Genomic DNA, 21659 nt, shown 5'->3' on the forward strand with positions numbered 1-21659 from the left:
GTTTAAATGCGGAACAGATTATGAGAAAATTTTCCCATTATATCGGCGTGGCACACCGACGTGCGCCCATAAAACCCGCGATCTAATCCTAAGTGTAACAAAATAGTATAAGTCAAGAATGATACGGCTCCCCCATCGAAATTTACCTAAAAATGCTCAAAATCAATTAAATACCTGGCAAAATGAAATTAACGGTCTAAAAGATTACGCCGAAAGAGTTGATCGGGGAAAAAAAGCATTTGCCCAACGTAACAATTCAACAAACCCCACCTTTCGCAAAGTGCGTCAAACTTTAACCCAAATGTGCTGTGCCGCTCGTCGCTGTGGTTACTGTGAAGATTCTGTCGCTGATGAAGTAGAGCATATTAAACCCAAGGATCTATATCCTGAAGCCGTTTTTGTCTGGGAAAATTATTTATATGCTTGCGGTCAATGTAATGGCGGCAAAAATAATAAGTACGCTGTTTTCTCTGATACAACGGGTCAAGTTAAGGAAGTTGCGCGAAGACGGGGCGAACCCATGGTTGAGCCAGAACAGGGAGAGCCAGTACTTATCGATCCGCGAAAGGAAGAATACCTTATGCACAATCTGAGCAAAGATGCGGGGGGGCGGGGGTGCAGAGGTGCAGAGGTGCAGGGGTGCAGGGGAGATGAGGAATAATTTCTCCAATCCCAATGAACCATCAACCAAAAAAAAAGTATAATCCGCCTCAGCCATGAGATAGGCTGTATCTGGACAGACGTAGCACCGTGATGACCAGCGCTTACATCCTGATCGTGGCAATATTACTGTTGGGAGGAGTCCTCGCCACCTTAGGCGATCGCATTGGTACGAAAGTCGGCAAAGCGCGGCTGAGTTTATTTAACTTACGTCCTCGCAAAACGGCGACGGTGGTCACGATTATGACCGGATGTTTGATTTCTGCCTCAACTTTGGGTATTCTATTCGGTTTGAGTGAATCCCTGCGGGAAGGGGTATTTCAACTGGATAACATCCTGCGACAACTTAGACATGCGCGTCGGGATGTGGAAACTCTAAATGCCCAGAAACAGCAAGTAGAGAACGAACTCGCTCAAACCAGAGCCGAGCAAGCCAAAGTGCAACAGCGTCTGAATGAACTCAACAGCAATTTTCAGCAGGCTCAAGCTCAACTGCGAGATATCTCGAAACAGGCAAATAATCTACGTTCAGAAATTCAGTCGCTCTTGGCTGAACGTCAGCAGTTAATTGAGCAACGAAATCAACTTAATGCAGAAATTAGTCAGCTTAAAGAGTTAGTGGCTCAACGGGATCAGGAACTGGAGGAAACTAGCCAGCAACTGGCGCTAAAAAACCAGCAACTCCAGCAGAGAAATCAACAACTGACGCTAAAAAACCAGCAACTCCAGCAGAGAAATCAACAACTGACAGAAAAAGAGAAGGAACTCGCCCAAAAAGATAAAGTTATTGAAACCATTGCTGAACGACAAGCTCGTCTCCAAGAGGCGATCGCACAACGGGAAGCCCGTCTTCAAGAACTGCAAGCCGAACTCCAAGAGGCGATCGCACAACGGGAAGTTCGCTTGGCTCAACTGGAACAGGAACTTGCCCAACGGGAACTCCTCATCGCCCAACGCAACCAACAACTACAAGATCAAGAACAACAACTGGCGTTTTTAGAAGGGCGAGTTGATATTCTGGAGCAGTATTATCAGAACTATCAAGCCCTACGTCAGGGCAATGTGGCAATTTTGCGTGGTCAAGTGCTGGCATTTGGCGTGGTGCGTATTGTTGAACCCTCAGCCGCATCTGAGGCGGTTGATCAACTCCTGCGGGAAGCCAATCGAACCGCCACTGACATTATTTTGCCGGGATCTGAGGAACCAAACGAACCCCTGATTCAAATTACTCAAGCCCAAGCCGAACAGTTAATCGAGCAAATTCAAGATGGTGAAGACTATGTGGTGCGAATTCTCTCCGCTGGAAACTATGTGGTTGGGGAAAAACCCATTCAAGCCTTTGCTGATGCAGCGCTCAATCAAGTGGTGTTTGAACCAGGGGAGGTGTTAGCCGCAATTTCTGTCGATGCTTCAACCCTGACGAATAAAGCGGTGCAACAGCGCATTGACCAATTACTCGCCGCCTCTCAGTTTCGCGCCCGTCGGGCTGGAGTCCTCGGTCCGATTCAAGTTGCAGATGGTGATCCTTCTACCCTGATTCGCTTTATTGAACAGTTGGGGGAATCTGAGCAACCTCTGGCGGTGAGAGCGATTGCCCAAGACCAAACCTCTACAGCAGGACCGTTGAAAATGCAGTTAGTCGCGATTCAGAATGGACAGATCCTCTTTAGCACTTAAGTTCTTTGTCCATCCGCTCCTGTGCTACCTGGCTCCTGTGAACTCTACTGATGCATTTTACCATCTGGCAAAACAGCGCCTGTGAGTATGGCGGCTTTAAAGTTAGCCCCCATGACAATTGCCCCTCGCAGATCAGCAACCATCAAAATTGCCTTGGATACATCAGCGCGAATCAAACAGGCTTGACTGAGATCAGCGCCCCTCATATCCGCCCCTTGCAAGATTGCCCCAATTAAATCCGCATTCTTTAAGCTTGCCCAATGTAAAATAGCCTGGTGCAGCATCGCGCCGTGTAAATCGGCTTGATAAAGACAGGCTTGGGCAAGATTGGCAAACATCAAGCTTGCTTCCCGCAGATGCGCTCCCGTCAAATTAGCCCGTTTTAAGTTGCATTCAATCAACGTGGCTCTGACTAACTCAGCCGCTGTTAAATTGGCATCGTTCAGTTCAGCTTTGCTTAAATTAGCGACGCTTAAGTTGGCTTGACTCAGATTGGCTTCGCTCAGGTTCGCTCCTTTCAAACTAGCGCCACTGAGATTAGCACCGCTCAAGTCGCTGTGTCTCAGATTCGCTCCATTGAGAATTGCTTCAGTCAGATAGGCTCCCCGGAGTTCAACTCCCTCAAAATCTCGCTCTCCGGCAGCATAACCCTTTAGCAATTCAGCAGCATCCATAAAAATTCCCAGGTCTTAGCCTCTCGCTAACGTCCTAATTCATCAGTGATTTGAGGCAGTTGCACCTGGTCGTGATGGGATTATCCTTGATTTACCCCCTATGAATAGAGTAATCAGGATAACTCCCCTTAGTAATGATACGCACCCAAGTTAGATACTATATCGTATTTTTGACGCATTTCTCATATAATTTAATCTTTGTCAACTAGAAGATAAAAATAAGTTGAAGCCGCCACTCTTTACCCTGACGAATGAGTTCGACTTGCCGAATAAATTCTCGAAAATAAAATCGGCGCTCAGATTCCGATAAATCTGACCAGAATTGGGGAATGGATACGGTTTGTGCGATCGCGCCTAAATTCACAGGGGGCAGGGAGGCAAGCTGGGAAAGGAGTTGAGACTGTTCCGTGCGGAGTTTATAGGCGCGGATCTGGGCGGTTTCGGTATCCAGGACACCTGTGGCGGTTAAGTGGTTAAGCTGGTCTAATACCGCTTTTTTCTCAGTAATCTGGCTGATTAGAGATTTTTTGACATCATCCAAGTTGGGCAGGTTCATCCCGGCTACGGCACGAGGTAACTCTTGACAAATAGTTTGAATTGTGGTTACTAAAACCTGTTGATAGGGAATACCACGGCATTTAGGGCGCTTGGGACAGTTAACCGGACGCAGGTAAACATATTCCCAGTTCTGGCGGGGGCGAGTGACGCTGGTGACACTCATCTGAGATTGACACTCACCACAGACGACTAAACCGGCTAAGGAACGGGGGGCGCTGGCTGTTCGAGACGGGAGACGACGGTTGCGACGCAGCAGACGGTCAATTTGGGCGGCTTCTTCGCGGTTGAGAATCGGGCTATGGGTGTCACAGAGAACTTCTCCGTTGCGATAGGCGAGATCACCCCGATAGACGGGGCTGGTTAGCCAACGTTTACCTGTTGCCACTGAGATTTTTTTACTATACTTTTTTTCCAGATACCGCACCGCACCGCGTAATGAGCCGTACAGCAGAAATTGGTCAAAAAAATCTTTGACTAAAGGGGCTGTACTGCGATCCAAAATATAGCGGTCTTTGCCCCGTCGATAGCCGTAGGGGGCTTTTCCCGGTGGAGGTAAGGCGTTGAGACGATTACGGGCATGTCCTTGACGCAGGCGGCGAGAACTGGCTTCTTGCTGGACTTCACTGAGAAGTTTGAGTAAGTTTGTTTGGGAGTTGGTGTCATGGGAGGAGTAGGATTGTTCAGTCGCTATGACAATGACACCTAGGGCTTGGATTTGAGTGAGGCGATCGCTCACTTGTGTAATAGAATCGCCCAGTTCCTCTAAACGGCGGATCAGCAAATAATCAGCCGATTGAGTTTGACAATCAGCGATGAGTTGTCGCCACTGTTGACGCCCACCTAAATCTTGATAGACGTGATCCACCTCCCAACCCCAGATCACTGGATCAGGAGGAGATTCTAAGAGGGGATCGCTGTAGAGGTAGGCGACGATTCGCATTTTTGACCCTTCGCAACGCTTTTCGGACATGGTTTGTAGGGGCGGGTTTGACTACTATCGTTTCTGACCTAGCCCAGATGTGACTAAACCCGCCCTGACTGAGGGCAAGAGTTTGACCCAACGCCCTTGCTCAAAGAAACCTGGTTTTGAATTTTGACGAATAACAAATGACGAATAACTAAACTTGACTTAGTTCAATAATGTTACCATCGGGGTCTTGAGTGAATAAAGCCGCACGACCAGACGCGCTCATTTGGATCGGGCAGTTATTTGCCAATAGGTTTGTTTTGGCGTCATCTAAGCTAGCAACCGAGAAGGCGACGTGAGGATTGCGTCCCCATTTTTTCGGGTTTTGCCGGTGAGTTGAAAGCGTAGTGTCAACGATAATGTGGAGTTGAACATCGCCAATCTGATACCAGACACCTGCATATTTTAGCGATCGCTCGACTTTCGATAACCCTAAAATGTTGCCATAAAAGTTTTCGGCGTCCTCCAGGTTAGAGACGAGAATGGCTGTATGAAGACATTGGGTAATTTCCATGGCGAGTTAGCTGTTGAATGCGATTCTAGCTTTCATTGTGCCGGATAGATGGGTGGATGCCATTGTGTCAATAAAGCAATATCGAGTTCTGAACTCCTTTCAGAACGTGAAATCTGTTCATATTCATGCTCCCGTAGCGCATACAAAGACAGTTGTCTTTTTCGATGTCTGGCAATGTAGTCATAATAGATTAGAATTGTAGGGGCGCACCGACGTGCGCCCTTTACTAACCTGCGCCCAGAAAACTGGTTGGGTGAGGTTATGTCGATTCTATCGTGTAAAATCATCAGGTATAATCGCACCTCTGAGATCCGTACTCTCAAGCTGAGTATCTGTCAGGTTTGCCGCCGTTAAATCAGCGTTTCTTAAGTAAGCGCCCCTAAGATCTGCATCAATCAAATTTGCCTCTGTCAAATTTGCATTCTCTAAATTAGCACTTTGCAAATTCGCCCCTTGGAGGTTAGCTTCACTCAGATTAGCCTCTCTCAAATCAACTGTTCTCAGATCCATTTTCCTCAAATCAGCGCCACTCAAATTACATCCAGCACATGCACCCGTTTGCTGCAATTGCTGTACGGCGGCTTGAGAATTTCCCAACGGTACAGGATTGGTAATCCGAGACGCGATCGCGAAACCTGTACCGATCACCGCCAATACCCCCAGTTTCAATACCAACATTGGCGTAATTCCAGACTGGAGTAACTGAAACTGATCCGAAGTTTGCGAATTCCTCACCACATCAATCGGTAACAATTCCGCCAGCGCCGTCGCCGCATTAGGGAAGCGATCGCTCAATTTAGGTGCGACCATTTTATCCAGCCAGGTGATAAACTGAGGATTCAAACCCGATACCACAGATCTATAGTTAATTCGACAGTCCTCATCCATTAAATTGCCAATATCAGCGGATTTCGTCTGAGTTAGTAAACAAATCAACGTTACCCCTAAACCATATAAATCAGACGCTTCCGTGAGTTGACGATTAAACATCTGTTCCGGTGGCATAAATCCTAACGTCCCCTTCACCACACTACTCGCCGCCAAATCATCACCAAAAGCACGCGCTAAACCAAAATCGACTAAATAAACTTTAATCTGGGGGGAACGCTCGACTAAAATATTTTCCGGCTTAATATCTCGATGGATAATCGGCGGAACTTGCTGTTGTAGGTAAACCAACACCTCCAAGAGTGCGATCGCAATTTGTTTAACGTCCTCTGGGGTAAAGGATTGGGGAACGGCTAAAGAGGGGGCTTGCTTGTATTCCTGAATTAAGCAAAAGCCATCAGGAGTTTCAAACGCATCCAGGTACTGAGGGATACTGGGACAATCCAATTGTTGCAGCAGGGTAATTTCCCGTTCATGCGCCTCAAAATCTGACCAATTCGCACCCGTTTTGGCAAATTGAAATTGTTTAATCACCACAGGTTGTTCTGTGGAGTGATGAGTGGCTAAATACGTTACTCGTCCACTACTACGGTTGTGTCCCAGTTCCCGCTGAATCTGATAGCCTTGCTGGGAAAATTCTGGAAAGTTGTTATTTGAGTTTTGAATAATAGAATTCATTGCCATAATCAATTTCTTTCTTAGGTTTTGATAAAAGTCGGGTCAGATTGAAGTTTGAAGGGAAGTATATCACCTTTAATTCTCGTGTAGGGGCGCAAGGCTTGCGCCCTTACAATTTACCTCATCAGACGGTAAATGGCTATAATTAGAGCTAAAATATTAGCAAAATCAGTCCGTTTGAGTCGAGGGCGACCCGATATTATTGAGTGGATTCCAATTGTTAGTTTGTGCAGCGGGTCGCCCATACAAGCATTCCAATTTTTGGTTTAGGCTAGCGGCTCATTTACTTGTTTCCTCCACCCCACCCATTCAGCCGATTGTCTCTACAGCGATTTTGCCTGCTTCACTAACCGAACAAACTCAGCTCTGTATCCATCTAAATCTGCCCCCTGAGATTGACTAGCAAGCTGCAAAACGTGATCAAAATTTCCATTACCTTTGTACTGAGATTTTCTCAATACCATACCAAATTCAGCAACAGATGCCGAGAATTTAAAGTTATCCGAGGCTTGTGCTAAGGTTAATCCCTGATCCAACACGGGTGAGATAATCAGTTGAGATGTATCCTGATCCGGCTGCTTATACCGTAACTTCACCTGCATTAAGTCATTCCCCGAAAACGACATGGATTCATCGGTTTTCTGTTGAGAGGTGACGAGATCAACATCCGATAACGGCACATCACTTTTCACTCCCAGGGGAATAATTTCATAGAGGGCGGTAACGGAATGACCAGCGCCTAATTCACCCGCGTCTTTTTTATCATCCTGAAACGCTTCGTTTTGCAGCCGCCGATTTTCATAACCAATCAGCCGATACCCTTGGACTTTTTCCGGGTTAAATCCCACCTGAATTTTCACATCCTTGGCAATGGTAAGTAAGGTTCCGCCGACTTCATTAACCAGGACTTTATTCGCTTCCAGGATATTGTCGATGTAAGCATAATTGCCATTGCCTTTATTGGCAATTTTTTCCATCTTGGCATCTTGGAGATTGCCTGTGCCAAATCCTAGCACGGTAAGGAAAATGTCTTGCTCTCGTTTCTCTTCAATCAGGCTGACTAATTCTTCATCGCTAGAAATACCGACATTGAAATCCCCATCGGTGGCGAGAATGACACGGTTATTACCCGATTCGATAAAATTCTCTTGAGCCAGTTTATACGCTAGCTTAATTCCCTCACCTCCAGCCGTTGAACCCCCAGCTTCGAGTTTATCAATAGCTGCTAGTATGGTGTCTTTTTGGTTTCCAGGTGTTGGTGGTAGTACTGTCCCCGCCGCCCCCGCATAGACAACGATACTAACCTGATCTTCATCTCGCAATTGGTCAACGAGTAACCGTAATGATTCTTTAAGTAAGGGGAGTTTATTGGCGTCCGACATGGAACCGGAAACATCTAACAAAAAGACCAGATTACTGGGAGGTAAATTTTCAGTGGAAATGCTTTTCCCCTGCAAGCCAATGTGAACTAATTTGTGTTTCGGATTCCAAGGTGCTTCGGCAACTTCTGTAGTGATAGAAAAGGGTTTATTGGCTTCCGGTTGCGGATAATCGTAAGTAAAATAGTTAATTAATTCTTCAAGCCGCACCGCATCGGGTGGTGGAAGCTGACCCTCATTGATAAAGCGCCGCACGTTACTATAAGAGGCGGCATCGACATCAATGGAGAAGGTAGAGAGGGGATTACTGCTAGCGTTTAAAAAGGGATTTTCCGGGATAGAACTGTAGGTTTCTCGGTTAGATTCTTCGGGAACTTGAGGATTAAGGGTATCGGCTTGCGGTGCTAATTTAGTTTCTGGGGGAGGAACTACCTCTGGCGAGACTTGAATTTGAGCCTGGTTGCTAAGAGATTCAGATGTAGAATATCCTCCATCCTCCCCTTCGCAAGCAACAGTAAGCGCTCCCAATATAGCGGCTAGTCCTAAAGTTGCGATCGCTCTATGCATAGTTTTCATGATTTCCCCTTACAACTGATATTTATTCGGTTGGATAAAAAACTTAATTGCTAACTATTAGTTTCTGTAACTCCCTAGTTTTACTATCGGTGTTTGTGATTTGATGCCGTGGTTGCCAAAACTGTAACGGTAGTATTGAATTAGAAGCGAAGCCTATCTCGTTCTAATATCAATAGGATCGTTGCGTCAGTTTGGCTTTCTAGAAGGATTACAGCTCTTAATTATGTAGCATATCCTATTTATCTCTCACGGCTTCCCTACTTATGCAAGTTAGTCAAGTGTCCTAGAATACCGATTCACTTACAAGGGGATTGGACGAAGGGTAGTAAGGCTTGCGATCGCGTCAGAGTTGGGGTGTCTCTTTTGATTACCCTTAACCGCAATTACATCATCATTGCCACCTTCAACAATTACAGCGCTTTTGATAGTAAGCGAGGTACATAGATCCCCGAATTCTTAAAGAAGTCGGGGATCTTGCTTAGATAGACTGTACTTCATTCACAGGACAAATGGCGTAGCTTGCTTCTCAAGGGAGCGAGTATGACAAAGGACGAATCACTTATTCGCTGTACTAGCCGACGGTAGCGAATGACCCGCATTCGGATCAAAGGAAGGAAATGGTGCAGTTCCACCTAAATATGTGGGTAAAATTCCATCCCATTTCTTAATCATTTCCTCTTGCAATTCTAACTCCCGCAAACGAATCGTTAAAGGTGAAACCGTTGAGGCTTTAATCCGAGAGGCTTCGGCTTCTCCCCTCGCTTCGGCAATTTTTCGCTTGGATTCGGCTTCGGCAACTTCAAGTTGTGCTTTGGCGGCTACGGCTTGCTGTTCAGCTTGGAAACGAGCCGTTATTTGGGCTTCAATGGACTCATCAAATCGAGGCTTACTGACAAAACCTATCGAATCAAACGTAACACCAACCGGACTAAATTTATTGTTCAAGCAAGTTTGGACATCTTTGAGTAATTGTGCCTGCTTGTTTCCCACAATTTCTTCAGGTTTCAAGCCAGTGGCTGACTCGTTGAAGCAATTACGGGTTTCGCTGCGAACTAAGGTGGCTTTAAACTGTTCCGGCTCTTTCAGATACTTCCCGTAAAAGTCTTTAATTTTCTGGGTGTTGAAAAAATACGACAGGGAGACATCAGCATTAACTGTTGTACCACCAACACCAAAGCTGATGCTTTCATCAACTGGAGAGCCTTCTTCCGTTGAAGCCGTTAAGATATAATACTGAACGTGGTCTGGAAAAACGACAATTTCTTCAGTGTAGCCATTATACCAAACCTTACCTGTACTAATCGTCGCATTTTGTACTCCACGATTTTCACCATAAAGCTCGACTTTGAGTCCGACATAGCCAGCAGGTATCCGCTTGACACTGGTTCCAGGAACAGCACCACAACCTGATGCAATAATTGCTAAAGCAACCGTTATTCCAGTAAGTTTTGAGAAACGACGGTGTAGATTTTTCATGGTCTTGAATTCTCGACTAAAGCTATCCAAAATGTAACTGCAATTTGACACAAACTTCCGGTAATTCCGGAACAAAATCTTGGTTTAAAAATTCTTGTGTCCCTACATATCGTGCAACTGATGAAGAAATAAAACCGATAATTTATTCAGTTTATATCCAAAAGTTCAACGAAGGAAACATCACAATCAGGAAAAGCGTCTTTTATCTGCTTGTGTCGGACTTGAGCATTATGAAGTCTCGCGGTGACATAACTGACAGAAGCTCCCGGTACAATGAGTAATCCGACGACGTAATAACTTACGCCCAACCAAACTTTTTGGTCACTGGGAGAACTAACGAGATTGGCGGCATTACCTAAAAGCCAAAAACAGAAAATAAGTTCGATAGTTCCTACTGCTATCCATTTTGTCAGAGTTTTCATGATTTTTGAGGGAGATAATCAATTCTGGTATGAGAATGAAGTAACAGCGGCTAGCCCGTCTTCTTTAACAACCAAAAACAATGTTTGATTTAATTCTTATCCCAATTATCTCTACTCAGTCATACACAACGAAGGTATGTGTATGAACACTCACAAGTCGGTATTGCATCCACAGACGTGTATCGGTAGAAGTCACGCGAAAAAAATAGGGGCAATTCATGAATTGCTCCTACAGATGGTGATTTAATGGTAAGGCAAGGTTTTCTTCGCGCCTTTGTAACAGAAGTTGTCAATCTACAGGCTGATTAATTCGTCTTACTCGCACAGGGATTCTCTTTCCCCGCACAGGGATTTTCTTTCCCCGCACAAGGATTCTCTTTCCCCGCACAAGGATTCGCTTGAGTTTCAGTCGCACCTTCAGGCTTGGGTTTGGCGGCACAGGGGTTCCCACAGCCCGTTGCTAACCCCAGACTTAGAATAGAGGCAATGGTGAGTGTGGCAATGTAGTTAACTTTCATTCTCTTCTGGCTTCTGTGATACAAGGATGGCTACGTCATCGCCCGGAAGTTTGCCGGGGCTTAGGTAATACTTAAGCCTAAGAAGCTTAAGTTATCCTTAGAAACAGCTTGGGATTTGCTGAGACTGTGGTCAAAGATGGCTTATTAGATTAGGGGAGGTTCAGGACAAACCTCGATTTTCTCAGGAAAAATTCAGGTTTTCTCTGAATTAATTTGTCAAAATTGACAGTATGGTGAAACCTGAACAAAACATAATTGCCGCTGATTATACTCTAGTTGTAAAATAAATGATGGAAAGTAGCGATTGGTTAGTAACAGATAATGGAGACTGTCTAGGCTGTAAGGTTCAGGAGAGTGAAACATCTACAGGGTACTATCGACTTTATCGCTTTCTAACCGATGTAGAAGATATTCTGGAAACTATCAAGGATGATCGCCAACGCCTAGAAAAAATTCGCCCTTTAGTCCGCCGTTTACTGACAAGTTCCGATTGGCTACAAGGTGAATATCGCGAACCCAATCCCGATACAGGGTGGTCTGTCCTGATGCTTTATGATGAGCCAAAATTCCCCTTAACCGTACAGACTGTAGTTTGGTTACCTGGACGAGTCTCTCCGATTCATAATCATGCCGCTTGGGGAGTTGTAGCATTGATCAGTGGTGAAGAAAAAAATACATTTTGGCGACGGACTAGGGATTCAGAAGGTCGCGATCGCATCGAAAAGGGAAGTGAACAGGTTCTAGTTCCTGGCGATATTATCAGCTTTATGCCGGATGCGATTCACCATGTAGAAGCGATGGGAGAGGAACCGACAATTACCTTTAATCTTTATGGAGAAACGGATTATCAGCAGCGATTTGAGTTCGATTCGATTACTCACACGGCGAAAAACTTCTAATCTTCCTTGTGACGTGGCACACCTAAAATGGTGGAATAGATTTGACAGTTAAATCGGGCGTAAGCCATATATAAGTCCAGGTACTTAGTAGGGACACGGCAATGAAAGAGCCCCTACTTTTGCTATACAATATACGTTCTCTAAAATTTGGCAGGTGATTACCGATAAAACCGCCAAGTTCTACTGATGTCGCGTTTAGGGAGGATTTCTGGATTTACCCTATCCACAGGAGGACAGGAGTTTCAAGCAAAAGATAAGTTTTAATAATTATTGATGTTAGCGTTTATCTTTGAAGTTAATGAGTCAGAGGACTTAAAAAGACGCGCCATGGCTCGTCTCTACAGGAAAACCGCTAACTGAGGTGACTGAATCGATGTTCCCCCAGTTGCTGTGAGCAGAATTTAGAGGTTATCGCTGTGTCTGATTCCCCGACAAGTTTAATTGTGGCAGAACCGAAAACAACCTATCAATCCGGTGGTGATCAGAATCGCTGGGTGGAGACGCTGGTGGATTGTCCGGGACTCGAAGGACTGTTGACGTACCGCATCCCAGCTGATGTGTCTGTTAAACCGGGGGATATTCTGACAGTTCCATTGAATAGCCAACAGGTGGGTGCAATAGCGATTCGCTTACTGGCTTCTCCCCCTGCGGATGTGCCATTGGCGAAAATCCGGGAGGTGGAGGATGTGATCGGTACGGGGTTTTTTGAGAACTCCTATTGGCGAGTATTGGAACGAGTGGCGCAGTATTATTGCACACCTCTGATATCTGTGGTTCGGGGGGCGTTACCGCCGGGATTGTTGATGCGATCGCAACGGCGAGTTCGTTTGCATCGAGAGGCGGTTCCTGATGGTGCAGATACGTTTGTCGGTCGAACAGCGCGTCAGATTTTGACACTCCTAGACGCCCAACCGGAAGGGGATTACAGTGTCGCGTATCTACAACGCCAGGTGAAAGGGGCGCGGCGCGGGGTGAAGGAGTTACTCAAACGAGGCTGGGTGGAAAGTTATTTGAAACCGCCCCAACCTTCACGCCCCAAACTAAAGAAAGCTGTCACCCTAGTCGCAGATCGCTTTGACGCCGATTTAACCGAACGACAACGGGAAGTGCTAGATGTACTGCGGCGTCGGGGTGGGGATATGTGGCTGAATGAGTTGTTGAAAGTCTGTCATGCCACGTCTTCTATTGTCAACAAACTGGCAGAAAAAGGGTATGTTGTGGTTGAACACCGGGAAGTTCTCCGGACACTGGATCAACCAAATGTGGCAGACGATCGCCCCAAAGTGTTGACAGAGGCACAAACTCATGCATTAAAAACGATTCAGGGTTTAGATGAGTATAACCAAGTGCTATTGCATGGGGTAACGGGTTCCGGGAAAACCGAGGTTTATCTGCAAGCGATCGCGCCGTTGTTAAGGGCGGGAAAATCTGCCCTGGTGTTAGTTCCAGAGATCGGTCTAACGCCTCAACTTACCGACCGATTTCGCGCCCGCTTTGGCAAAAAAGTGAATGTGTATCACAGTGGGTTATCCGATGGTGAACGTTATGATACCTGGCGACAAGTCTTAAGTGGAGAACCCCAGGTCGTTATCGGGACGCGATCGGCAGTTTTTGTCCCCTTACCCAAATTGGGTCTAATTATATTAGATGAAGAACACGACTCCAGTTTCAAGCAAGACAGTCTTTCTCCTACCTATCATGCCCGTACCGTCGCCCAGTGGCGGGCGGAATTGGAAAATTGTCCTCTAGTTTTGGGTTCAGCTACCCCCTCTTTGGAAACCTGGGTGTCTGTCAAGGGTCAACCCACCAATCTCGACCATAAAACCTATTACCTTTCCTTACCTGAACGCATCCAATCTCGCCCCTTACCCCCTGTGGAAATTGTGGATATGAGACAGGAGTTAAAGCAGGGGAATCGTTCAATTTTTAGCCGTTCTCTCCAAGCCGGGTTGCAGCAGTTGCAACAAAAGCAGCGACAAGGGATTTTATTTATTCCCCGTCGCGGACATAGTACCTTTGTCTCCTGTCGCAGTTGCGGCTATGTGATGGAATGCCCAGACTGTGATGTTTCCCTGTCCTATCATTATGCTTATGAAGGGGCGAATCAACTCTTGCGGTGTCACTATTGCAACTATACAACCGCCCATCCTAGTAATTGTCCTGAATGTGGTTCACCGTACCTCAAGTTTTTTGGTAGTGGTACTCAACGGGTAGAACAGGAGTTGGCGAAGGCGTTTCCCGATTTACGGGTGATTCGCTTTGATAGTGATACCACCCGCACCAAGGGGGCGCATCGAACCTTGTTAACTCGTTTTGCTAATGGGGAAGCGGACTTATTAGTCGGGACGCAAATGTTGACCAAGGGGTTAGATTTAGCGGGAGTAACTTTAGTCGGGGTCGTTGCTGCTGATGGATTATTACACTTATCCGATTATCGGGCAGCAGAACGGGCTTTTCAAACCTTAACCCAAGTCGCCGGGCGGGCGGGGCGGGGGGATGAACCAGGTCAGGTGATTGTCCAGACTTATTCGCCTCAGCATCCGGTGATTCAGGCGGTGCAAACTCATGGGTATGAGGTGTTTACCGAGGCGGAATTGATACAACGGGAATCGTTGAATTATCCTCCCTATGGGCATTTGATTTTGTTGCGGTTGAGTGGGTTAGAGGAGATGGTGGTTGAGAAGGCGGCGGAGACGTTAGCGGATTGGTTGAGTCAGGCGGGTTCCGGGTATGAGATATTAGGACCGGCGCCTGCGGGGATTATGCGAATCGCCCGTCGTTATCGGTGGCAGATTTTACTCAAGTTTCCCCCAGAGGTGGCGGTAGGATTACCGGATGTGGCGGCGTTGCAGGGGATTTGTCCGCCAGATGTGAGTTTGACGATTGATGTTGATCCGCTCAATATGATGTAGGGGTGATTTGTCATTCGTCTTTTGTGCTTTGTAGTCCGCGTAGGCGGACTTTGTTTGTGTAGCTGCGATTTCAATCGCCCTAGCAAAAGAGTGTTCCTGTCATCGGATTTGGTATTAAATGGTTGGAAAAAGCAGTCGCCAAGGCGATTAGGACAAAGGAAGGTGCTGAAACCTTGACCAGTTAATCTTTTCCCTTCTCCCTTCTGCCCTCTGCCTTTTGCTATAACTATGCAGATATGCGATCGCTCTCTTCCTGTTGCCAATTCCACGCTGAATACATTAATTACAGAGTTTGTCACTGTGCCGAGTATAAACTAGGTTTTGGCTGGTAAGATTGCTGAGAATTTTATCGTCAATTAGCCTCAAATCAATGTATGAATCTACAATTTGAGTGGGATGACCAAAAAGCTAGCCTGAATCTCAAAAAACACGGCGTCAGTTTTGAAGACGCTAAAGCTGTCTTCAATGATCCACTGGCTTACATTTTCGAGGATGAATGGCACTCTGTTGGTGAGCGACGAGAAATTATTATTGGACACCAAAATAATCGACTTTTACTCGTTTGCTTCACTGAAAGGAGAACAAACCTTATCCGCATCATCAGCGCACGTCTAGCCACTAAAAAGGAACGCAAGGACTATGAAAAATTCACAGGCTTCTGAATTTCCTAATAATGTAGATAACGATATGCTCCCGGAATATGACTTTGACTATAACAAAGCCCGCCCTAACCGTTTTGCGACTCAAACTGACAAATCTCCTGTGACAGTTACCCTTGATCCGGATGTGGCTCAGGTTTTCAAGACATCAGCAGCCGTTAACAATGCACTCCGGGCTTTGCTGTCTGCAATTCCCAAGGCGACACAACTGGATGAGACTCAATCGGGTGAGCAAGCCTGATAAAGGCAACTCCATTGGTATGATTGACATTGAACTAAGGTGTTAGGTGTTAGGTTAATTCTTACACCGCCTACTCTATGCAGCGACTCGCCCCTACAACTGCGTCCTATCCTGACAATCTCGATGATAAGATGTGAGGTGAATTCCTTTAGATTAGTACCGCTTGGTTTTCTGTACCCCGTAAATAACTCCTGTAGCAATCGACAGTAAAATTAATAACCACAAAATACCTCCGGGAATAAAGCTGAGGATTCCGAAACCGCGCAAAATATAAACCACAAACGTAACGGCTACAGAAATGGAAAAAATATAAGCATAAATTAGGGTATCCGATGGGGGAAGTGGACTCATAAGATGTCAGGGTTTATTCTAGATGAGTAACTTTATAGAGCCAAAGGCAGAAGGCAGAAAGTTTATGATTGGTACATAGTCATTTCAGCCATCAAGAAAGTCCTAACCTTTATGACGACAGCTATCAAGGAGTCGGACAAAATTAAAGATGATGGCTAAGGTTGGGAAACAGGAAACTCTTAACCGGGAATACCCAATTTAAATGCACATCAGCTAATCCACTCAGAACATCAAAATTTACCGCCTGATACTAATACCGCTGAGGATACCGATACCAATGGAAAAAAGAACGATCGCCCAGACAACAGCCGAGGGAATTTGCTTAATTACACCAACTCCCGTGAGTAGCAAAACAAACGCGGCGAGTAACAGACCCACACCCAGGGAAATGCCAACAATATACAAAAAGGTTTTTGTGCCTTCATTTGGGGATTGATTCACAATCGAGTTCCTTGAGATTGAGACAACGACAGAATTACCGGACTTATTTTTGCATAGAATGGCACAATCCCCCTAAAGTGGGGGATTAACCTGTCCTAGATTCCCTGGCTGTCGAGGAATTAACTTGATTGCGTCGTCAACAACTCCGCAGGTAAGCGCTTGAATGTCAGCCGTTCGTTCTCCACATCGACAAAGATGGTATCGCCATCGCTGAACTGACCCCGGAGGATGGCTTTGGCAAGTTGGGTTTCTAATTCCCGTTGAATCGCCCGCTTCAGGGGACGTGCGCCGTACACCGGATCATACCCCACTTCGGCTAAGTAATCGATCGCCTCTTCCGATAGCTTCAGCGACATTTGCCGTTCGGCGAGGCGTTTCTCCAGTAGCTGAGTTTGTAGGGAGACGATATGGCGTAACTGGTGTTTTTGCAGGGCGTGGAAGATAATCACTTCATCAATCCGGTTCAAGAACTCCGGACGGAAGCTGGTTCGCATTGCATCCATTACCCGTCCCCGCATTTCGTCATAGTGGGTATCATCGCCCGCTAAGTCAAGAATGTACTGCGATCCAATATTGCTGGTCATGATAATTACAGTGTTCTTGAAGTCTACCGTATGCCCTTGAGCATCGGTGACCCGACCATCATCAAGGATTTGCAGCATGATGTTAAATACATCATTATGCGCCTTCTCGATTTCGTCGAAGAGAATTACCGCATAAGGGCGTCGCCGAATTGATTCAGTTAACTGACCCCCTTCTTCATAGCCAATATATCCTGGAGGCGCACCAATTAGGCGAGAGACGGCGTGTTTTTCCATGTATTCGGACATATCAATCCGCACCAAGGCGTCTTCGGTGTCGAATAGATAGGCGGCGAGGGCTTTTGCTAATTCGGTTTTACCCACACCCGTCGGACCTAGGAAAATGAAGCTAGCCGTGGGACGATTGGGGTCAGCTAACCCCGCCCGCGATCGCTGAATTGCATCGGCTACGGCGGTAACGGCTTCTTCTTGTCCGACGACTCGTTGATGGAGTTCCTCTTCGAGTTGCAGGAGTTTCTCTTTCTCGGATTCGACTAGCTTGCTGATCGGAATTCCTGTCCACTTGGAGATAATTTCAGCAATATCAGACTCGGTGACTTCTTCCCGTAACAGGGACTTACCACTGGTTTGGGTTTGGTTCAGATGTTGTTCAGCCCCTTGCAGCGATCGCTGTAACTCGGCGAGTTTCCCGTATTTGAGTTCAGCCGCCCGATTTAGGTTGTATTCCCGTTCGGCTTGGCTGATTTCCACGTTCACTCGGTCAATTTCTTCTTTAATCCCTTGAATCCGATCCAGAACGTCTTTTTCAGATTGCCATTGGGCGTTTAAGGTGCGTTGTTCTTCTTTCAGGTTTGCCAGTTCTTGTTCCAGGCGATCTAAGCGTTCCATGGAAGCCGGATCACTGTCTTTTTGCAGGGACAGTTTCTCCATTTCTAGTTGCAGGATTTTGCGATCGATTTCGTCAAGTTCTTCCGGTTTGGAGGTAATCTCCATTTTCAGGCGGGCGGCGGCTTCATCGACTAAATCAATGGCTTTATCCGGGAGGAAGCGATCGCTAATATAACGGGTGGATAGTGTCGCGGCTGCAACTAAAGCACTATCGGAGATTTTAACGCCGTGGTGAACTTCGTAGCGTTCTTTTAACCCTCTGAGAATGGAGATGGTATCAACGACACTGGGTTGATCGATAAAGACTTGTTGGAAACGCCGTTCTAAGGCGGCATCTTTTTCTAAATATTTGCGATACTCATCTAAGGTTGTCGCGCCAATACAGCGCAACTCGCCTCTAGCTAGCATGGGTTTGAGTAAATTCCCCGCATCCATCGCCCCTTGCGTCGCCCCTGCACCGACAACGGTATGGATTTCATCAATAAACATGATGATTTGTCCCTTGGAGTCGGTGACTTCTTTGAGAACCGCTTTCAGGCGTTCTTCAAATTCACCTCGGAACTTCGCCCCAGCGATTAACGCGCCCATATCTAGGGCGATTAATTTGCGATCTTTGAGGGATTGGGGGACATCTCCGGCGACAATACGCTGTGCTAATCCCTCTGCAATGGCAGTTTTACCCACTCCGGGTTCCCCAATCAAAACGGGGTTATTTTTGGTGCGGCGGGAGAGAATTTGAATTGTGCGGCGAATTTCATCATCTCGCCCAATCACCGGGTCAAGTTTGCCTTCTCTAGCGGCTTCGGTTAAATCCCGTCCATATTTCTCTAGGGCTTCGTATTTGCCTTCTGGGTTTTGATCAGTCACAGTTTGGTTCCCCCGAATTTGGGTAATCGTATTTCTCAGCGTTTGTTCGTCTAGTTTAAATTCCTGAAATAGGCTTTTGCCAAAGCGATCGTCTTTAACATAAGCTAACATCAGATGCTCGACGGAGATGTAGTCATCGTTAAATTCTTTGCGGTAAGCATCAGCCCGATCTAAGAGGGTATCTAGGCTACGCCCCATATAAATAGAGGCACTACTCCCAGAAACCTTGGGTTGACGCTGGATAAAGGCGTCTGTGGCTTCCCGTATGCGCTGTACCGGCATTTGGGCTTTATTGAGAATGCTGATCACCAGCCCTTCTTGATCCAGCAGCGCTTTCATCAAATGTTCGCTTTCAATTTGTTGTTGCTGGGCGGCTTTAACCACCTCTGGGGTATGGGCGAGGGCTTCCCAGGCTTTTTCGGTAAATAGATTGGGATTATTGGGTTGCATAGTCAGTCGTTAACGTAGAGAATTTGTTTAACTGACCTTATTGTAAGAAGCGGGTGGCGATGGCTGGATCGGTGTTCACGGCTTTTTTACGGGGTATTTCAGCACCACGGAGGTACGCCAGAAGCCAGAAGGCAAAGGGGTAGGGGCACGGCATTGCCGTGCCCTACAAGTGCTTTTTCCTATTGTTTCCAGTAAAATATCAATTTGAACTTCTTTTGCATTTTCTATTGTTTCATCAGCAGCATGATATAAGAAGCGCACAATATCTCTAGCTTATAGCCTTCTTTTAAAATCTGTCAAAGCGGCAAATATCCAATTGGGTGTATAAGCTTCTTTTGACTTATCATAACTCAGCTTTTGGCCCCATAAATTTTCCAGTTTTTCAATGAGATGTGGCTCTCCAGTAATCAGGGTTGATTCTAAATCTTTATCTTGGATTTGAGAGTTTTCTTCAAAACTATGTCCCACTAGCAAGGGCGAAGGATCAAGTCGGGGCGGGTTTAGTCACATCTGGGTGAAGTCAAAAACGATAGTGGTAAAACCCGCCCCTACACAGACGCCAGATCCAATTAGCGAAACGAAGGGTCAAAACACCTCTCCCCTGCTAAATTAGCAATAACACTGCAAGGGCGATCGCGTCGGTTCATGGTCAAAAAAAATAAACTCCTTCCACGATTAGCGTTGACAACAGTCGTTGTGCTGATTAGCGGGAGTGTCATAGCCTATTCTCTGTTCGTACAACGTAATCTCTGGCTAGAAAATGCACCAGTGGGGGCAAAACTCGTCCCTCAAGACACCCTGATCACCGCATCGGTATCCACAGATCCCGGTAAATGGCGACAATTGCCGCAATATGGAACACCCACCACTCAAGCCGCGTTGATGAAACAACTCGCCCAACTGGAGAAAAGCCTGCTAACAGATAATGGCTACGACTACCAGAAGGATATCCAACCGTGGGTAGGGGAAACGGTAATGATTGCTTATCGGGGTGATAGTACATCTGCACCAGAAACAGAACCGGGGCAAACCTCTTCTGTCGGATTACCGTTTATCAAACTCCCCGACTTGATCCTCTTACCCATTGACAACCCCGCCCAAGCCAGACAAATCTGGGATAAAACCAAGTCTCAGAAAGTCACCCAATTTGGCGAGAGAAGCTATCGCGGGGTTCAAATTCGCCAAACCCAAAAGGAAGGTCAAAACTATTCAGTCGCCGTCTTGGAAAGTTTTGTCGTGGTTACGTCAAATCCCCAAACCATGAATCAGGTGATTGACACCTACAAAGGTGCGGCGTCTGTGGCGGCTACACCGGGATATATTGAAAATTTGGCTAAAATTGACACCGCCCAGGGGTTTGCTCAAGTGTACTTGAACCTACCCGTCTTTACCGCAACCGCCGCCGCCAACTCCACGCGGGAGCTTCTCCCGGAACAAATAGCCGAAAGCCAACCCCAACAAGGGCTGGCGACAACTCTATCCTTGGAGTCTGATGGGATACGTTTTCGCGGGATTTCTTGGCTCAAACCCAATAGCCAAAACACCTATCCGGTAGAAAATACCAGTAGCCGCTTACCCAGACGCCTCCCCGCCAATACCCGATTAATGCTCAGTGGTAGTAATTTAGCCCAATTGTGGAACAGTTATGCCCAAAACGCCCCGTCTAATCCCCTGATCCCCATTCCCCCGGCGAATCTAAGTGCGGGTGTACAGACAATCTTGGGTTTAAATGTCCAAGAAGATTTATTACCCTGGATGGCGGGGGAATGGGTAATCGCTCTCATCCCCGCAACTGAGGATTTGCTCATCCCGCCAGAAAATCAGCCGCCGACAACCCTAGGGGCGGGTGTAGCCTTAATGATTTTATCGAGCGATCGCGCGGGTACAGAAAAAGCTTTCCAGCAGCTTGATCAAGTCATGGAAACTCGCTATCAGTTTACCGTTGAAAACACCCAACTCAATAGTCAACCTGTGGTGCAATGGATCTCTCCCCTAGGGGGCGTAACCGCTACCCATGGCTGGTTAGAAGGAAATATCGCTTTCCTCACCTTCGGCGCACCCATTGCTAATGCCATTGTCCCTCAACCTCAAGCCCCCTTGACTCAAACGCCCCTATTTCAGCAAATCGTACCCACAAAACCTAGCCCCCATAACGGTCAAGTTTTCATTGAGGTTGAGCGTACCTTAAATCAAGATAATTTAAATCTGCCTCAACTTCCCCCTCAACTCAATGAGATGATTCAGGCAATCCGTGCGATCGGTTTTACGTCGGCAGTTGAAGACCAGAATTATACACGCTTTGACTTATTTGTCAAGCTAAAAACAATACTACCGTCCAATCAAGTTCCGGTTCCTCCTTCCCCAATCCCCAAGAATCCAGAAAATCGTTATGATTAGGTTTTTCGCCTCTCGTCAAAGGCAG

Annotated in this window: 18 protein-coding genes and 1 pseudogene; 7 read left to right on the forward strand and 12 right to left on the reverse strand. The window is 46.5% G+C overall.

All coding sequences use genetic code 11. The features are described 5' to 3' along the window. The first annotated feature begins 118 nt into the window (after positions 1-118). On the forward strand, positions 119-661 hold the full coding sequence (locus RID09_RS25245) for an HNH endonuclease (RefSeq protein ID WP_446338668.1): 543 nt from the start codon (positions 119-121) through the stop codon (positions 659-661). A 92-nt stretch (positions 662-753) separates the two neighbouring features. Further along, a complete protein-coding gene (locus tag RID09_RS25250) occupies positions 754-2337 on the forward strand; it encodes a DUF3084 domain-containing protein (protein ID WP_446338698.1) in 1584 nt (527 codons plus the stop codon). A gap of 44 nt (positions 2338-2381) precedes the next feature. On the opposite strand, the gene RID09_RS25255 is transcribed toward RID09_RS25250, so the two are convergent. From RID09_RS25255 to RID09_RS25290, 8 genes are all read right to left on the reverse strand, one after another. Beyond that, positions 2382-3011 carry a pentapeptide repeat-containing protein gene (locus tag RID09_RS25255; RefSeq protein WP_446338669.1) on the reverse strand — a complete coding sequence of 210 codons (630 nt, stop codon included), beginning with the start codon at positions 3009-3011 and terminating at the stop codon, positions 2382-2384. A gap of 205 nt (positions 3012-3216) precedes the next feature. Beyond that, positions 3217-4509, reverse strand: a complete 1293-nt coding sequence (locus tag RID09_RS25260) for a recombinase family protein (RefSeq protein WP_446338699.1) — start codon at positions 4507-4509, stop codon at positions 3217-3219. A 178-nt stretch (positions 4510-4687) separates the two neighbouring features. Further along, entirely contained in the window at positions 4688-5050 is a 363-nt protein-coding gene (locus RID09_RS25265; protein ID WP_446338670.1) for a VOC family protein, read from the reverse strand. Between the two features lie 270 nt (positions 5051-5320). Next, positions 5321-6622: a serine/threonine protein kinase gene (locus RID09_RS25270; protein ID WP_446338671.1), complete on the reverse strand. Its 1302-nt coding sequence runs from the start codon at positions 6620-6622 to the stop codon at positions 5321-5323. Between the two features lie 317 nt (positions 6623-6939). Further along, a complete protein-coding gene (locus tag RID09_RS25275; RefSeq protein ID WP_446338672.1) occupies positions 6940-8571 on the reverse strand; it encodes a vWA domain-containing protein in 1632 nt (543 codons plus the stop codon). A gap of 555 nt (positions 8572-9126) precedes the next feature. Continuing rightward, positions 9127-10047 carry an SPFH domain-containing protein gene (locus RID09_RS25280; RefSeq protein WP_446338673.1) on the reverse strand — a complete coding sequence of 307 codons (921 nt, stop codon included), beginning with the start codon at positions 10045-10047 and terminating at the stop codon, positions 9127-9129. Positions 10048-10193: 146 nt separating this feature from the next. Then, a complete protein-coding gene (locus tag RID09_RS25285) occupies positions 10194-10469 on the reverse strand; it encodes a hypothetical protein (RefSeq protein ID WP_446338674.1) in 276 nt (91 codons plus the stop codon). Positions 10470-10774: 305 nt separating this feature from the next. Next, the gene (locus tag RID09_RS25290) at positions 10775-10987 is read right to left on the reverse strand and encodes a hypothetical protein (protein WP_446338675.1); all 213 of its coding nucleotides are present in this window, start codon (positions 10985-10987) and stop codon (positions 10775-10777) included. 290 nt (positions 10988-11277) lie between these two features. Between RID09_RS25290 and RID09_RS25295 the strand changes: the two genes are divergently transcribed. From RID09_RS25295 to RID09_RS25310, 4 genes are all read left to right on the forward strand, one after another. Continuing rightward, on the forward strand, positions 11278-11886 hold the full coding sequence (locus RID09_RS25295) for a cupin (RefSeq protein WP_446338700.1): 609 nt from the start codon (positions 11278-11280) through the stop codon (positions 11884-11886). A 416-nt stretch (positions 11887-12302) separates the two neighbouring features. Further along, a complete protein-coding gene (priA, locus tag RID09_RS25300; protein ID WP_446338676.1) occupies positions 12303-14798 on the forward strand; it encodes a primosomal protein N' in 2496 nt (831 codons plus the stop codon). A gap of 374 nt (positions 14799-15172) precedes the next feature. Further along, positions 15173-15460 (forward strand): BrnT family toxin, encoded by a 288-nt coding sequence (locus RID09_RS25305; RefSeq protein ID WP_446338677.1) that lies wholly within the window; start codon positions 15173-15175, stop codon positions 15458-15460. Further along, complete coding sequence (locus RID09_RS25310; protein ID WP_446338678.1) at positions 15438-15698, forward strand: hypothetical protein; 261 nt, start codon at positions 15438-15440, stop codon at positions 15696-15698. Before RID09_RS25305 ends, RID09_RS25310 begins: the two co-directional genes overlap by 23 nt. 153 nt (positions 15699-15851) lie before the next feature. Here the strand turns inward: RID09_RS25310 and RID09_RS25315 are convergent, their stop codons facing one another. From RID09_RS25315 to RID09_RS25330, 4 genes and pseudogenes are all read right to left on the reverse strand, one after another. Next, complete coding sequence (locus RID09_RS25315; protein WP_446338679.1) at positions 15852-16049, reverse strand: hypothetical protein; 198 nt, start codon at positions 16047-16049, stop codon at positions 15852-15854. 237 nt (positions 16050-16286) lie between these two features. Beyond that, entirely contained in the window at positions 16287-16490 is a 204-nt protein-coding gene (locus RID09_RS25320; protein WP_446338680.1) for a hypothetical protein, read from the reverse strand. A gap of 119 nt (positions 16491-16609) precedes the next feature. After that, positions 16610-19237 (reverse strand): ATP-dependent chaperone ClpB, encoded by a 2628-nt coding sequence (gene clpB / locus RID09_RS25325; RefSeq protein WP_446338681.1) that lies wholly within the window; start codon positions 19235-19237, stop codon positions 16610-16612. A gap of 204 nt (positions 19238-19441) precedes the next feature. Next, positions 19442-19627: pseudogene (locus RID09_RS25330) on the reverse strand (hypothetical protein); the annotation flags it as partial. A 255-nt stretch (positions 19628-19882) separates the two neighbouring features. Between RID09_RS25330 and RID09_RS25335 the strand changes: the two are divergent. Further along, positions 19883-21634: a DUF3352 domain-containing protein gene (locus tag RID09_RS25335; protein WP_446338682.1), complete on the forward strand. Its 1752-nt coding sequence runs from the start codon at positions 19883-19885 to the stop codon at positions 21632-21634. Positions 21635-21659 lie beyond the last annotated feature (25 nt).

Origin of the sequence: Coleofasciculus sp. G1-WW12-02 (assembly GCF_040219735.1) — a bacterium.
GTDB lineage: Bacteria > Cyanobacteriota > Cyanobacteriia > Cyanobacteriales > Coleofasciculaceae > Coleofasciculus.

What these genes read in the sequence shown, in the direction of transcription:
- RID09_RS25245 (WP_446338668.1), top strand. Translation starts at nt 119, where the DNA reads ATGATACGGCTCCCCCATCGAAATTTACCTAAAAATGCTCAAAATCAA.
- RID09_RS25250 (WP_446338698.1), top strand. Translation starts at nt 754, where the DNA reads ATGACCAGCGCTTACATCCTGATCGTGGCAATATTACTGTTGGGAGGA.
- RID09_RS25255 (WP_446338669.1), bottom strand. Translation starts at nt 3,011, where the DNA reads ATGGATGCTGCTGAATTGCTAAAGGGTTATGCTGCCGGAGAGCGAGAT.
- RID09_RS25260 (WP_446338699.1), bottom strand. Translation starts at nt 4,509, where the DNA reads ATGCGAATCGTCGCCTACCTCTACAGCGATCCCCTCTTAGAATCTCCT.
- RID09_RS25265 (WP_446338670.1), bottom strand. Translation starts at nt 5,050, where the DNA reads ATGGAAATTACCCAATGTCTTCATACAGCCATTCTCGTCTCTAACCTG.
- RID09_RS25270 (WP_446338671.1), bottom strand. Translation starts at nt 6,622, where the DNA reads ATGGCAATGAATTCTATTATTCAAAACTCAAATAACAACTTTCCAGAA.
- RID09_RS25275 (WP_446338672.1), bottom strand. Translation starts at nt 8,571, where the DNA reads ATGAAAACTATGCATAGAGCGATCGCAACTTTAGGACTAGCCGCTATA.
- RID09_RS25280 (WP_446338673.1), bottom strand. Translation starts at nt 10,047, where the DNA reads ATGAAAAATCTACACCGTCGTTTCTCAAAACTTACTGGAATAACGGTT.
- RID09_RS25285 (WP_446338674.1), bottom strand. Translation starts at nt 10,469, where the DNA reads ATGAAAACTCTGACAAAATGGATAGCAGTAGGAACTATCGAACTTATT.
- RID09_RS25290 (WP_446338675.1), bottom strand. Translation starts at nt 10,987, where the DNA reads ATGAAAGTTAACTACATTGCCACACTCACCATTGCCTCTATTCTAAGT.
- RID09_RS25295 (WP_446338700.1), top strand. Translation starts at nt 11,278, where the DNA reads ATGGAAAGTAGCGATTGGTTAGTAACAGATAATGGAGACTGTCTAGGC.
- RID09_RS25305 (WP_446338677.1), top strand. Translation starts at nt 15,173, where the DNA reads ATGAATCTACAATTTGAGTGGGATGACCAAAAAGCTAGCCTGAATCTC.
- RID09_RS25310 (WP_446338678.1), top strand. Translation starts at nt 15,438, where the DNA reads ATGAAAAATTCACAGGCTTCTGAATTTCCTAATAATGTAGATAACGAT.
- RID09_RS25315 (WP_446338679.1), bottom strand. Translation starts at nt 16,049, where the DNA reads ATGAGTCCACTTCCCCCATCGGATACCCTAATTTATGCTTATATTTTT.
- clpB (WP_446338681.1), bottom strand. Translation starts at nt 19,237, where the DNA reads ATGCAACCCAATAATCCCAATCTATTTACCGAAAAAGCCTGGGAAGCC.
- RID09_RS25335 (WP_446338682.1), top strand. Translation starts at nt 19,883, where the DNA reads ATGGTCAAAAAAAATAAACTCCTTCCACGATTAGCGTTGACAACAGTC.